This window comes from Maribrevibacterium harenarium, from assembly GCF_006385675.1.
Classification (GTDB): Bacteria; Pseudomonadota; Gammaproteobacteria; order Pseudomonadales; family Marinomonadaceae; genus Marinomonas; species Marinomonas harenarium.
Window position 1 is genome coordinate 1 of the sequence record NZ_VFRR01000056.1, and the last position, 12691, is coordinate 12691.

The window sequence follows — 12691 nt, forward strand, 5'->3', positions numbered from 1 at the left end:
GAGAAACCAAACATAATCACCACCATAGCTAGGATGCAGTGACGGTAGATCAGGTTTCAAGTGTTATGAAGGTGTGGTTTGCCGGACGCTTACGATATGGCGCCGATGTGTTTCAAACAGCGTTAATAGTTCGCCGGGTGATAGGCTTTTCGTTTCGTCATAGGCAATACCAAGCTCCAACAGAATATCGTCACCAATGAAGCGACCATTGCGAAAAAAGTTTCGATAGCCTTTGGCCTCTATAAGTAGACGCAACGTCCAGCTTACGAGTTTATATTCAAGGGCATCTGTTGGTATTGAGGAGAGAGTTTGATGAGTGTCGAGGTCAGTATTGCTTAGCATAAACACATTTCTCCTGAGGTGATCATTGACCCAGGCTATGCTAACAGGCGGGACGACAAAATCTGTCGTAAGTAGGCTTTGGTATACATATAAATAGTTGTCTAATTGATTGATCTATATGTATTAATTCAGGGTCTCTGGGATTCGTTTACCCCAGATGGCTCTTTTTATTCCTACGTAAAGGGTAGTCGAGGATCTTGAAACAGCTTTCCAACTTCGTCTAACAGCACCTGCGGGCCCAATAGTTGGATCTGGTGGCCATGGGCAATACACCAGCGCACAAATTGATAAGTGAAGGGGGTGGTGAATTGGAATAGGGTAGTGCCGTCGCCTCGTGGTGTCACCGTCGCATTATGTAGCTCGGCGTTTGCGAGTATTCTAGCGGTGGCGTCTTTCGCAATGAGAGTGACGTCAATGTCTTGGAAGTTGATACGCCAGTTGGTGATTCCTGAGTCCGCAAATTGCTTCAGATTAAAGTCCGGTACTCGCATAAATGACAGGGAGGAGGATTTAACTTCCGTGATTCGATGCATGGCGTAGGCATGGATGCTATCTGTGGTGACTTTGCCATCCCCGAGGTAGGCGTGATCGTCGTCAAATGTAGAGAGCCCAGCACCCACTAAATACTGGGATGTTTTGGATAATACGACCCCATAAGGAAACACGATACGCCAATTAGGGGCTCTGCCAGGGCGTTGATATTTGACTTGAATGGCTTCTTCGTCGAGCACAGCTTTTAGGATGGTTTCCCGGACAATAGGGTCAATCTTTTCCCGAGTAACGGGGAATTCCGGTGGACGCAGTTCGAATTTGTCTTGCCAAGGGGCTTTGTCTTTTTGCTTATCCAACACTTTGCTCGCCTGTTGGAAAAGCCGGTCAAACTCTGGGCGCAACGACGCGGGGATGATTTCGTCCAAATAGGGCTCGGAAGTTTTGATCGCAAAGGCTTGCTGGGTAGACATCATATGATCCAGGCTTTGGATCTGGTTGGGGCGCGACCAATAGTGGGTGTTGCCCGAGTGTGATTTCAACGCCAAGCCAACGCTTTCTAGATCATTCAGCATACGCTGCACGGTACGCACAGTTTTACCGGAAGTCAGCTTTTCTTGGACTTGCTTGGTGGTAACTCTAGCTGGGGGCTTGGGTAGTAATTGATAGACTTCAAGAACGTCCTGATTCATTGGCGCGCTTCCTTTCCGATAATTTTTTCAAATTTTACTGGGCTACAAAATCGTATTCAAAGCCTTTTATGTAGAAAAGTGTGTTGGATCCTAATAGTCAAACGTTCAACACCAACCCTGCCGACGATATCGGTCCAGCCGGAAATATCAACGCGAAAGGTATCAGCGTCATACACCGAGATCACTTATCTACACTCACATTTTAGGTATAGGCAGAAAACGGCCATGCCAACAGTAGGGCAACCACAAGGATAAAACCGCGCATTCGTACAACCTGACCGAACCCGCACATCCCATGCTGAAAAGAAGTCTATGGATTGTATTCTATTGAGAGGCGTATCTCCCTCAACATCTGTGACCAGAAACGGATGCTTGCCGGTCTTGATATCAGTTTTAAGCAAATATCCCGTGACGAATTTTCCCGAGTAAGTCTATTACAGCGGTCTTTCCCTCCGGGGTCTTGGCAAATTCCATCGGAGTTGCGCCGCCAAGAGCCAATGCCGGCTTGTTTAGCCAGAGTTCCGCTTTTTGCTTGTTCGCAAATATCTGATTAGCCAATTCGAGTAGCTCATCTTCGGAATTAATTGGATATTCTATGCCTTCGATAGGGGAAGAGTCGTCTTTACTATGGCTCATACCTGTCTCCTATTTACGTATTGCTGAGTGCTTGTGTCATCGATATCAAGGGGTGATACCATTTTAGCCGATGTTCAAGTATAGCCATACGGCAATTACTCCCAGTGCCCAACTGTCTGTTAACGCGATGGTTGGCTGTCATTAGTGATTGAATCCCTCGATAACTGCAAATATACTGTATATATAAACAGTATATATAGGTGCCGCTATGAAAGTCACGTATCTAGGTTCAGCAGAAGTGCCTGCATTGTTACGTAAACGGGTCTGTATTCCTTTGTATTCCGACAAAGTGTCGGCGGGGTTTCCCTCTCCGGCACAAGATTTTGTGGAGCAAACACTCGACCTCAATGAGCTTTGCATACAGCACCCGAGTGCGACTTTCTTTGTTCGTACCCAAGGGGACTCCATGATCGAAGCGGGCATTCATTCCGGTGATGTACTGATCGTTGATCGATCACTGGAAGCCAAACATGGCGACATCATTATTGCCTGTATTCACGGTGAAATGACGGTAAAAGTTCTCGAATTGCGCCCAAGTGTGCTGCTTCGCCCTAAAAACAAAGCCTATCCAGCCATACCGATTACCGAAGATAGTGGCTTGGAAGTATTTGGTGTTGTCACCGGTGTGGTACGCAAGTTCGATCGATGAGCCAAGTCTTTGCACTAGTTGATTGCAATAACTTCTACGCCAGCTGCGAGAAGTTGTTTCGCCCTGATCTAAGAGATCGTCCGGTTGCCGTTCTATCTAACAATGATGGCTGTGTGGTGGCGCGCTCCAAAGAAGTGAAGGCGCTCGGCATCAAAATGGGCGTACCTGTTTTCCAAATAAAGGAAGATGTAGAAAAGTATGACATACAGTGCTTTTCCTCCAACTACGCGTTGTATGCAGATATGTCAGCCCGCGTTATGTCGGTGCTGGAGCAAGAAGCGCCCGAAGTAGAGATCTATTCCATTGATGAAGCATTCCTCAATCTTACCGGTATTAGCACTGTAGAAGACCTGACCCAATTTGGATTGCGTATTAAGCAGCAGGTACATCAATGGACCGGGATTTCAGTGGGGGTTGGTATCGCCCCGACGAAGACCCTCGCTAAGCTGGCTAACCATGCCGCGAAAACGTACCCGGCTACTCAGTCAGTGGTGAACCTAATGAGCCCTGAAAGGCAGCGTCGGCTAATGGCGCTCGTCGATGTGAGTGATGTATGGGGAGTAGGGCGTCGCATCAGCGAGCGCTTGAAAAAACAAGGCATACATACGGCACTGGATTTAGCTGACGCGAATGCCAAAGCCATCCGGAAAGAGTTTTCGGTAGTATTAGAGCGGACTCAGCAAGAGCTCAATGGTTTGTCTTGCTTGGATTTAGAACAGGTCACTCCGGTTAAACAACAGATAGTGTGTAGTCGTTCCTTTGCTGAGCGGATTACCGAGAAGCCAATTCTGCAACAAGCTGTTGCGAAATATGTAGCCCGAGCCGCAGAAAAATTACGGGGCGAAAAACGAGTCGCTAAATCCATTCAGGTATTTATCCGCACCGGACTGTTTAATAATAACGACCCCCGTTACGTGGCGGCGCTTTCGACTCGCTTCGCCACGCCCACCAGTGACACACGACAACTCATGCACTCGGCTGACCAACTCCTAAACAAAATCTACCGGGCTGGATACCGTTATGCCAAAGCAGGGGTCATGCTGAGCGACTTCTTCGACCCAAATCAACAGCAACTCGACCTATTTACCCCATCAAAGAAGAGCGAGAGATCCGACACCCTCATGGCTGCGATCGACCAAATCAACCAAAAAGCTAAGGGCAAAGTCTTCTTCGCTAGCCAAGGCGTCACACCGCAATGGCTGATGAAACGAGAGCAGCTATCACCAGCCTATACCACCCGCTGGGATCAACTGCCGGTGGTGAGGTAGCGGTAGTCGGGGCTAATTGGGCGCCCCCGCGCTTGTAACAATAACGCTCGATAATGTGCGAGTAAGCTGCCGAGACATCAACCCAAATCATCATAGATGATTTCTCAGGTAGCTTTTATTTGACACCCTATAGGGTCAAGTTACACGTACTCTCCAGACTCTATTTTCCTTAATGTTAGATTTACCAGTTCGCGTCCAGCATGGGTATCTAACAGAGAAATTGGTAATTCGCCTCCCAGTGCAGGTATGGAAGTGTTCATCCACTCTTTTGCAACATCCACTGAGTCGTAGATCATGACTGCTCTCACATACACCCGCAGTGTACCGATCAGATTATCTGATGCTATCGGCGATAGGCGTTTCAATCGATAGCTTTTGCTTAGGATAGATACATCTTTCCCAATGGTTTTTGCAATTAGATTACGCTCCCCAACGACATTCACGATAGATCTAAGCGCTTTACCGCTGACTCCTTTACGCACGGCAGACAGGTAGCCAGCAGGCGTCATGATATCGACCTCAGGAAAAAGGGCATTTATAGCGGCCAGCGCCTCTGATCCTTGCTTTTGATTCGAATTCATCGTGTTCTCCCCGGGAGCTATATCTTGAATTCCTGGTTCGCCTTTAAGTACTAAGTTCTGATCTACTGCTTGTTGAAGCGGGGATACATTCTCCAAACACGTGATTTGCTGCGGACTTCAGCCATGCTTATCCTTTGTTTATGTGCGCTTCTTTAGGCCACGGTAGCCCTAGTCTGTCGAAAAATGTGAAGCACTACCAGAAACTTGTTGAGATCGTGACTGTTGGTAAGTGTAGTGCTGAAATTCCGTACTAAAACTAGCTTTGTATCAATATCGATATTCAACTTCAAGCCAAGGGGTTATCGCTTCTCTATTTGTGTTTGGCTAGTTTCTGAACCATGCGCGTTTGATTTAGTTGAACTCGCAGCCTCTCATTCATGTGAACCTAGAAAGGCTCTTCGCGGACTTCATGGCAGTTCGGTATCGTAGAAGTAAAGTTGCATGATAGGATTTACTCTTAATCGATAGGTGATTGTCATAAGAAATGTAATTAAATATAATCAGCCTCGAAAGATATTCACTATAAGGAAGTTTAATATGAAAAAGTTTTTTTTCGGTCTCGGTGCATCTGTCTTAGTCGTCGCTTGTTCAGCTCCTACTCTTACAACCAAGCAAGCTCTCCAATATGAATCAATCGACGCCGTAATCCAAGACAAATTTTCATATTCAAAAAAGGTTTTTTTTAATTCGGCTGATATGTCTCAAATTGAAACGCCTACTTCATTGGCTAAAAGCTATTGTGAGGGAAATGGCGGTGTATTCATTCAAAAAAATAGCGCTAGATTACAGCGAGTTTATACACTTAGCATCCATGACCCAAATAAAACCCAAAAATATGCAGAAGGTTTGGTTGGTATGTTCGTTTGTAATATGCCCAGAGAGCATGACTCATGGGGAATCAACGTAAACCCAACCAAGCAGGGTAGAGGTGGTGCAGGTGGCGCTTCAAGCATTGCTACTTTAGAGCTAGAAACCTTAAATTATGAAGGTTTGCAAGCGAATAAACTTATTGCTGAGATAGAGAGTCGTGAGGCTGAAAACAGAATAAATCAGGCTGAAATGGCTAGGTCGAAATTCCTTGCAAGATCAACGGAATTAAAACAGGTAGGGCAACAAGTTTGCTCACCTTCAAATCAGTTAGGCTATGTTGATGCAGTAAGTGAGTCATCTGCTATAAAAGTAAATATAGTGGGTAAAGTTATGACATCTAAAAACTACTTTATGTTCTATGATAATATTTCCACTTTCACAGTACAAAATCTTAACGAGTATATCTGGAGCTCCTCTGACCAGTGGTCTTCTTGTTCTTTTCAAAAACAACAGTAATTTTATTCACGCAAGAAGTATGTAAAAGGCTCTATAGGTGTTAGGGAGCATGCGGTTAAGTCGGTTACATGAAAAATCTGGCCGACTTGATCGTTGATATGGTATATGCAGGGCGAGTCTATCCAAAAGGTGGGCTTTGGCCGCTTATAGTAGTCTAATGGTAGAAAAGTGCTGCTAAATACCATGTTTTAAGAGTTGCTAGTATCTGGAGCAAGGTGTACCAAAATTTTTTGATTTGTTCATAGTGTCCCTAACTAAATTTTGGGTCATAAGCTTTCTTGTATTTCCTCTATCAGTGTTTTTAGTACATCCCATTCCTCAGCAAGCTGACGCCGAGCTGATATATGCTCAGTCGTCTCATCAATAATACCGTCGATCTTCTTCTTGTTAAAAACAGCGCTAAGTGTATCTAAACTATAGACATCACTGCGTGTAAAGTTATCTCGTTAACCATTTAAAATCATCCAATGGCTGGTCACCCATTTGTAGCCTAGTTTATAGCTATAAGCTAAATCATCAGAAGCTGGTGCGAGAGATCATTTGTCCTTTTTCGTAATTAAAGCATTACGTCGCTCCCAGTATCTAACTGTCATCCCAGCTTTGGTAGATGAATTGTCGAATGACTTTGATGTTTTGAGGGCACCATTTGCTGACTTGGGAGTCTTTCGATGACTTCCCGATGAGTGAATCACGTTTTTGTTTTCTGATAAATCAAGATGCTATGGCAACTGAAAAATTAGCGGAAGGTATCCGTGGTTTCGTTGCTGACCAAGTAAAATTAGAGAACATCATTGCTGAGCGTCTCTGGTTTAACAACGACTTACAGCGTTAAAAAAACGTTAAGAGCTGACTGTAGAAACGGCACAATTCATATATGCTGGTGTGTATAGCTCATGACTATACACACCAGTGTTGACTATTAAAGCAATCAATCTCCCAATAGCCTGCTTGACCAGATTTCAAAAGGGTGTTGGTTCCTGAGGTTAGATAGTATGGAGCCAACGAAGCCAAGGTCATCGATCTTTTCAATTTCGCTGACAGCCAATGCCATTTCCACGCAAAGTTCGTCAGCGTGGCGAGTGGTAGCGACTTTCAGCAGCCTTCTGAGAGTGTCCGAATTAAAATCCGGCCCAAACAGCGTCAATATGTCGTGACAGAGTTGGCGCACTGATTGATCAACGATGGTTTCGCAACGCATACGTAGGCCAAACTCTAGCTCTTGGTGCTCGTTCTCCTTTGCTTGGTCAAAAAAGTTAGTAGTCACGTTGCTAGTCAAGTCGGTGACAACCTCGGCCCAAGCAAGGTAGAAAAAGTAGCCGCCATTGTAGCGTTTGACTGCCGCTTCTAGGTTAACGTAGTCGCCAGACCACTTTGCCAACTCTCTAAAATTATCCCCTAAAAGACGTAATTCTAACTCCCCAGTATTTTCAACATCGCCAATGATGGCAATACGTATCGGCCAACCGTTGGCATTTGTTTCTTCGTGGACCGCTTTTAAGTAGTAACACCCTTTAAAACGCACTAGGTTGCTAACATCATCTAAGTCTGGTTGTTGTGCTGAGCGAGCTTCAAAATTAGGCATATTTCACCCCCAGTTTACTTTGCAACAGTTGCTCAATGGCAGAGCCATCCATACGGGTTAAATTGGGTACGTATCGTGAGTAAACCCGAAACAGCATAGACGTATTAGCGTGTCCCATCTGTTGTGCAATCCACTCTGGTGACTCCCCAGAAGCGAGCCAAAGGGTGGCAGCAGTATGTCGGGTTTGGTAAGGACGACGTTTTTCCAAACCAAGTCGTTTAAGCAATGGGTACCAGATACGCTGGGTGACATTGTTATGATTTATGGCATCACCGTTACGATTGCAAAATACGAACTTACCAAAATGTTCAGAGTGTTTTTTCTGGCGCAGTAGGGCATTGTAAACAGGTGTGCTCATATGAATATCGCGCACAGAGGATTCCGTCTTGGTGATGTCCTCTTCACCCGAAACAACCGTTTCTCGGATCTTGATCACACGATTTTCAAAGTCTACATATTTCCACTTCAAGCCATCGATCTCACCAGTTCGCATACCGGTGAAGAAGCGAACTAAAAAGTAGTCCCGGTAATCAGGGCGAACGGTGTCCAAGATTAAATTCACCTCTTCAATAGTGAAGGGGAACGCATCCGTCTTGGGACTTTTAAGAGGCTTGATGCGGACATAAGGCGTGGTAAACTTATACTCGTCGGCGGCGTCCTCAAATATGCGTTTTAACGGATTTACAATCTTATTGATGCGCGTGTTAGCTAGGCTTTCTTTACCATTTCGACCCGGAACTTTGGCGAGTGAGGTGCGAAATTTAAGAATGTCATTTCGGGTGATGTCGTCGACTTTCATTTTTCCAAAGAATGGCAAGTAGTGTTTGGAAACAATGCTCTCGATATTGACGATGTGAGAGCGACGCCACGAGATCTTATTACGCTCAATCCAGAGCACAACAAACTCCTCAAATGTTGGGACAGTCTTCTTGCTCTGATTTATTTCCCATTCGTCAGGCTCATGCAATTGCATTTCTAAGTCTGCAAACTGATCCCCCACTTTGCTGTCGGGAAAGTGATTTTTGTAACGAAAAGTTCCTGCAATGATTTCGGACTCGATTTTGACGAGCGTTCTCTCAAGTCTTTTTCGATTGGCAACCGTTGCCTTTAGCGTTGTTTGCTCACGGCAACGTTTTCCCATGTAACGAAAATCTAGATACAGGGTGTTGGTTTCCTTGCGGATGCTTACGCTTGCCATAGGTTAGGCCTCCTCTGAATAAGCTAGGGCTAGGGAATCATCTTGGGCTAGCATGTCTGCTTCGATATTTTCCCAGATGAATAGAATCTTGCGGCGGTTGAACGGACGAATGTAGTGGCGCCCCTCGAGTAAGCAGGAATCCAAAAGCTCATTGCGAATGGTGCGAGGCGTATAATGGATTCTATCGGATAGCTGTTCTGTGCTAAGGTATGTGCTCATATGTATATATCCTATCTAAAGATCAAAAATTCGAATAATTGATAATATATATTATCAATATTTGTAAGTTTAGGGCGGCTAACGTCACCTGTCAACATTTTTGATCCAAAATATTATCAAAAGAACTTATTTATGATCAGATTTAGGTTGAGCGAGTTGATATCAGAGAAGTCATTTCAAGAGGGGAGAAGGATTACGATTGGTGAGGTGTCCAAGGAAACAGGGATCAATCGCATGACTCTTTCGAAGATGATTAACCATAAAGGCTACAGCACGGTAACTGACAACCTAGATAAGCTATGCGAGTACTTTGGGTGCTCATTGGCGGAGTTGGCAGAGTACATTCCAAAAGGGGAGGAGTGAGATAGAGTGCTTAAATTAGAGCAATAAGTTTCTATAGACAGCCCATGATGAGCGTTGCATTATTACTGTTTAAATAAACAGTGATGAGTGTTATGCAAAGCCCAGCCCACTACCGTAAAAAGATTATTCATATTGATATGGATGCATTTTTTGCGTCGGTGGAAATGCGTGATTTTCCGCAGTACCGCAATATTCCATTGGCGGTAGGGGGGAATGAAAAACAGCGCGGGGTGATCAGTACTTGCAACTACGAAGCACGCAAATACGGTGTTCGTTCTGCTATGCCAACTGCACTCGCCAAAAAGTTGTGTCCTCAGTTAACAGTGATACCCGGCAGGATGCAGGTTTACAAAGAGACCTCTGCCAAGATTCGGGAGATCTTTGCTCGATATACGGACCTAATCGAGCCTTTGTCTTTGGATGAAGCGTATTTAGATGTTACCCAGTGTCCGCAGCATCATGGTTCAGCAACGCTTATTGCTGAGGCCATACGTGAAGAAATTCGAACTGAATTAAATCTAACGGCCTCGGCAGGTATCGCTCCGATCAAATTCTTAGCCAAAATTGCCTCTGATATGAATAAACCTGATGGACAATTTGTCATCCCGCCAAGAGAAGTGCAGTCAGTGATCGACCAGTTACCACTTGGAAAAATTCCAGGGGTGGGCAAGGTCGGCCTTGAGAAACTCAATAGAGCTGGATTTTATGTTTGTTCAGATATTCGCAAAGCTGATTACCTAGAACTCGTTAGGCGCTTTGGGAAGCTAGGTGACTCTCTTTGGAATAAAAGTCATGGAATTGATCCGCGAGAAGTTACACCTCATCGTCAGCGCAAGTCTGTGGGTGTTGAAAGAACCTTTGCTACCAATATCTCAAGTTATGACGAATGCTGGCAAGTGATTGAGCGACGCTTATTTCCTGAGTTACAGCAGCGGCTAGTGCGTCACTCAAAAAATCAAAACATTTCTAAGCAAGGCATCAAAGTAAAGTTTGCTGATTTCCAGCTCACAACTATCGAACATGTCCACCAAAGACTAGAGCTTGACTACTTTAGAGATTTACTGGAGCAGGTTCTAAGGAGACAAAATGGACGTGATATACGACTGTTAGGATTGACGGCGATGCTAAAACCCGAGCAGGAAATGCGTCAGCTTCCATTAGACTTTTGTGAATCGTGACTGTTAAAAGTAGGGCAGTTCCTGTTTGTCTTTTATGGGGATAAATGTTCAGTTAGTCATGTATTACTGGTTTTGATGACTGTCCATCTCGCACAGTGAAGAGTTTCATTATGAGAGCTACTAATGAAGTTTTGACTGAATCGGGGGGGGGGGGAATGTGGCAATGAACAGAGTTTTGGCATTGGTTTCTGATCGAATTATGTACTCATTTCGGCCATAGCAAGTTACCCGAAATTGGTTGTTCGAAGAACGCCTTCCTCAATTTTTTCCCTCCCATCAGCCATACCTGCAGCTCATATTCGCAACGATTTCGCATTTATTTTTAGAGGGTGCTGGACATGTGAAATTATCAGTGTAATATCGGCCGCCGTTGTGAGGCGAAGCTCATCAGACACATGATTAAGCCTACATCGCCTGTGACCACTTTTTTCCAAATATTGGTCACAAAATAAATGCAATGCGGCTGGAGCGATTAACTTTTACTAATAATTTTTTTAGTAACTTGTTGAAATGCGGAATAAATTGCCGTAAGATTGCATTCAATGTCGGTTGAGGTGAGTTAAAGTTCTTTGGCATTTTAGCCCTTACAAGGCGAATGTCGGGAGTTCGAACCTCTCCACACCCACCACTTTTTAAATCAAGTGGCTAAACATGATTTAAACTACGGAGCGGTAGTTCAGTTGGTTAGAATACCTGCCTGTCACGCAGGGGGTCGCGGGTTCGAGTCCCGTCCGTTCCGCCACTTTTTTATGCCTTAGAAAGTGAGCCATCTCTAAGATGGGTGTGTAGCTCAGTTGGGAGAGCGTCGCCCTTACAAGGCGAATGTCGGGAGTTCGAACCTCTCCACACCCACCACCTTTTTGTCAGTGTTTCTCCAAAATTGAAAATCCCTCAAAGTCAGTTATACCAAGCCTTCCAGCGTTTTGCGAACTTTTTTGTCATATCCTTTTTCTCTTCTGTAAAAGTCAACCCCCAAGCTCTTGATACGCCCGTTTTGGCCTTTGTGACCCCCATGTGACCAACTTGTGACCAAAGTGAAAATTTGCCTCTGAATCTTGCTTTGCAAAAAATGGCATTTTGATTGATTTTTGTACTGTTTTTGAGCGTCGCCTTAACTATGGCGACTGCTTTCTAAACCCCTTTGGCGTCACGCCAAATTGCTGTTTAAATTTCTTAGCGAAGTACGCTGGACAGGTGAATCCGGTGTTGTCGGCAATCGCGGCGATTGGGAGATCGGTGGTGCTGATAGCCTCAGCCGCAAGACGCAAACGATGCTCGATCAGATAGCCAATGGGTGTGGTATTGAGCAAGGATCGAAAGAGTCGGTAGCATTCGCTCTCACTTATATTCGCGGCGTCGGCCACGGCCTTAACTGATAGAGGAGCGGCATAGTGTTGGTGCAAATAGGTGAGAGCTTTATGCAAGCGCTGCTCATGTTTACTGCCTTGCTTTTGAGGAGACGTCGCTGGCATGGTATGACGGGAAAGTTGTTGCCACAGGTGCATAAGTGCCATGGTCAGTACCATCTCTTTGTCGGCTGTATCACGCGCCCAGTCTGAAAACGCATTGCTTAGGACGCTAATCACCCCTTGTTGCCAATCTTGATCAGGCTTGAAGTGAAATAGAGTAAGTTCTGCATTTTGAAGCAACGGTAAAATTTGCTTTTTATAGACTAGGTTGTAGCTCTGCCCAGAGGGCAATGTCGGGTGAAAAACAGCGTTAAGAATATGACAGTCTTCCTCTCCATGTCGCGTAAGGCGATGGAGTATGTTGCTATTTACAAACACGACTTCCCCGGCACGGACAATGGTCTCTTGGGTAGTAGTTTGCACCAGCGTTGCACCGGAAATCACCAGCACGACTTCTATTTCCTCATGCCAATGCCACGGCACTTCATGATTAAAAAAACAGGGAAAACCACTCATCGTAAGTACCGCATGGAAAGTCCGGGGAGCCGTGGGTGGTTATTTCTCGCCCTAGCTCATCTGTTTCAATCTTATAAATCTGCATTTTAGTTTGATAGGATCGTTATAGAAATTGACGGTATGAAAATAATTAAACTCAATAAAATTGAGTCAGAGTGTCGATAAACCCCAGCTTTTTGTTGGGGTTTTGTTTTTTATGGCATTAAATTTTAAAAGTGAACTCTCGATAGCTGGATTTAGTCA

14 protein-coding genes and 2 tRNA genes are annotated in these 12691 nt (G+C 44.9%); 8 read left to right on the plus strand and 8 right to left on the minus strand.

Annotated elements, in window-relative coordinates; translation table 11 throughout:
- Positions 1-63: 63 nt before the first annotated feature.
- The 3 genes from FJM67_RS15830 to FJM67_RS15840 all read right to left on the minus strand — a co-directional run bounded on the left by FJM67_RS15830 (position 64) and on the right by FJM67_RS15840 (position 2159).
- Complete coding sequence (locus FJM67_RS15830; RefSeq protein ID WP_140591371.1) at positions 64-342, minus strand: hypothetical protein; 279 nt, start codon at positions 340-342, stop codon at positions 64-66.
- A 173-nt stretch (positions 343-515) separates the two neighbouring features.
- On the minus strand, positions 516-1523 hold the full coding sequence (locus FJM67_RS15835; protein WP_140591374.1) for a helix-turn-helix transcriptional regulator: 1008 nt from the start codon (positions 1521-1523) through the stop codon (positions 516-518).
- Positions 1524-1916: 393 nt separating this feature from the next.
- The gene (locus FJM67_RS15840) at positions 1917-2159 is read right to left on the minus strand and encodes an MbcA/ParS/Xre antitoxin family protein (protein ID WP_140591377.1); all 243 of its coding nucleotides are present in this window, start codon (positions 2157-2159) and stop codon (positions 1917-1919) included.
- 208 nt (positions 2160-2367) lie between these two features.
- Here FJM67_RS15840 and umuD point away from each other — a divergent pair, with 208 nt between their 5' ends.
- Positions 2368-2808 (plus strand): translesion error-prone DNA polymerase V autoproteolytic subunit, encoded by a 441-nt coding sequence (gene umuD, locus FJM67_RS15845; RefSeq protein ID WP_140591379.1) that lies wholly within the window; start codon positions 2368-2370, stop codon positions 2806-2808.
- On the plus strand, positions 2805-4076 hold the full coding sequence (umuC, locus tag FJM67_RS15850; protein ID WP_140591382.1) for a translesion error-prone DNA polymerase V subunit UmuC: 1272 nt from the start codon (positions 2805-2807) through the stop codon (positions 4074-4076). The genes umuD and umuC overlap by 4 nt, the downstream gene beginning before the upstream one ends.
- 140 nt (positions 4077-4216) lie before the next feature.
- On the opposite strand, the gene FJM67_RS15855 is transcribed toward umuC, so the two are convergent.
- On the minus strand, positions 4217-4657 hold the full coding sequence (locus FJM67_RS15855; protein WP_140591385.1) for an antitoxin Xre/MbcA/ParS toxin-binding domain-containing protein: 441 nt from the start codon (positions 4655-4657) through the stop codon (positions 4217-4219).
- Between the two features lie 537 nt (positions 4658-5194).
- Between FJM67_RS15855 and FJM67_RS15860 the strand changes: the two genes are divergently transcribed.
- Complete coding sequence (locus tag FJM67_RS15860) at positions 5195-5983, plus strand: hypothetical protein (protein ID WP_140591387.1); 789 nt, start codon at positions 5195-5197, stop codon at positions 5981-5983.
- Positions 5984-6662: 679 nt separating this feature from the next.
- Positions 6663-6815 (plus strand): transaldolase family protein, encoded by a 153-nt coding sequence (locus FJM67_RS15870; RefSeq protein ID WP_140591390.1) that lies wholly within the window; start codon positions 6663-6665, stop codon positions 6813-6815.
- 96 nt (positions 6816-6911) lie between these two features.
- On the opposite strand, the gene FJM67_RS15875 is transcribed toward FJM67_RS15870, so the two are convergent.
- From FJM67_RS15875 to FJM67_RS15885, 3 genes are read right to left on the minus strand one after another with little or no spacing between them, the layout of a single operon-like run.
- Positions 6912-7565 carry a hypothetical protein gene (locus FJM67_RS15875; protein WP_140591393.1) on the minus strand — a complete coding sequence of 218 codons (654 nt, stop codon included), beginning with the start codon at positions 7563-7565 and terminating at the stop codon, positions 6912-6914.
- A complete protein-coding gene (locus FJM67_RS15880; protein ID WP_140591396.1) occupies positions 7558-8763 on the minus strand; it encodes a site-specific integrase in 1206 nt (401 codons plus the stop codon). The genes FJM67_RS15875 and FJM67_RS15880 overlap by 8 nt, the downstream gene beginning before the upstream one ends.
- A 3-nt stretch (positions 8764-8766) precedes the next feature.
- On the minus strand, positions 8767-8982 hold the full coding sequence (locus tag FJM67_RS15885; RefSeq protein ID WP_140591400.1) for a hypothetical protein: 216 nt from the start codon (positions 8980-8982) through the stop codon (positions 8767-8769).
- Positions 8983-9114: 132 nt separating this feature from the next.
- Here FJM67_RS15885 and FJM67_RS17865 point away from each other — a divergent pair, with 132 nt between their 5' ends.
- From FJM67_RS17865 to FJM67_RS15905, 4 genes are all read left to right on the plus strand, one after another.
- Positions 9115-9345 (plus strand): helix-turn-helix domain-containing protein, encoded by a 231-nt coding sequence (locus tag FJM67_RS17865; protein ID WP_140591405.1) that lies wholly within the window; start codon positions 9115-9117, stop codon positions 9343-9345.
- Positions 9346-9437: 92 nt separating this feature from the next.
- A complete protein-coding gene (dinB, locus tag FJM67_RS15895) occupies positions 9438-10523 on the plus strand; it encodes a DNA polymerase IV (protein ID WP_140591407.1) in 1086 nt (361 codons plus the stop codon).
- A gap of 665 nt (positions 10524-11188) precedes the next feature.
- A tRNA-Asp gene (locus FJM67_RS15900) sits at positions 11189-11265 on the plus strand.
- Positions 11266-11302: 37 nt separating this feature from the next.
- A tRNA-Val gene (locus FJM67_RS15905) sits at positions 11303-11378 on the plus strand.
- Positions 11379-11638: 260 nt separating this feature from the next.
- Here FJM67_RS15905 and FJM67_RS15910 read toward each other — a convergent pair.
- A complete protein-coding gene (locus FJM67_RS15910; protein WP_140591410.1) occupies positions 11639-12448 on the minus strand; it encodes an AraC family transcriptional regulator in 810 nt (269 codons plus the stop codon).
- Positions 12449-12691 lie beyond the last annotated feature (243 nt).

Coding starts and splice junctions, on each gene's coding strand:
- FJM67_RS15855 (WP_140591385.1), bottom strand. CDS start 4,657: ATGAATTCGAATCAAAAGCAAGGATCAGAGGCGCTGGCCGCTATAAAT.
- umuC (WP_140591382.1), top strand. CDS start 2,805: ATGAGCCAAGTCTTTGCACTAGTTGATTGCAATAACTTCTACGCCAGC.
- FJM67_RS15870 (WP_140591390.1), top strand. CDS start 6,663: ATGAGTGAATCACGTTTTTGTTTTCTGATAAATCAAGATGCTATGGCA.
- FJM67_RS17865 (WP_140591405.1), top strand. CDS start 9,115: ATGATCAGATTTAGGTTGAGCGAGTTGATATCAGAGAAGTCATTTCAA.
- FJM67_RS15840 (WP_140591377.1), bottom strand. CDS start 2,159: ATGAGCCATAGTAAAGACGACTCTTCCCCTATCGAAGGCATAGAATAT.
- umuD (WP_140591379.1), top strand. CDS start 2,368: ATGAAAGTCACGTATCTAGGTTCAGCAGAAGTGCCTGCATTGTTACGT.
- FJM67_RS15830 (WP_140591371.1), bottom strand. CDS start 342: ATGCTAAGCAATACTGACCTCGACACTCATCAAACTCTCTCCTCAATA.
- FJM67_RS15875 (WP_140591393.1), bottom strand. CDS start 7,565: ATGCCTAATTTTGAAGCTCGCTCAGCACAACAACCAGACTTAGATGAT.
- FJM67_RS15885 (WP_140591400.1), bottom strand. CDS start 8,982: ATGAGCACATACCTTAGCACAGAACAGCTATCCGATAGAATCCATTAT.
- dinB (WP_140591407.1), top strand. CDS start 9,438: ATGCAAAGCCCAGCCCACTACCGTAAAAAGATTATTCATATTGATATG.
- FJM67_RS15880 (WP_140591396.1), bottom strand. CDS start 8,763: ATGGCAAGCGTAAGCATCCGCAAGGAAACCAACACCCTGTATCTAGAT.
- FJM67_RS15860 (WP_140591387.1), top strand. CDS start 5,195: ATGAAAAAGTTTTTTTTCGGTCTCGGTGCATCTGTCTTAGTCGTCGCT.
- FJM67_RS15835 (WP_140591374.1), bottom strand. CDS start 1,523: ATGAATCAGGACGTTCTTGAAGTCTATCAATTACTACCCAAGCCCCCA.
- FJM67_RS15910 (WP_140591410.1), bottom strand. CDS start 12,448: ATGAGTGGTTTTCCCTGTTTTTTTAATCATGAAGTGCCGTGGCATTGG.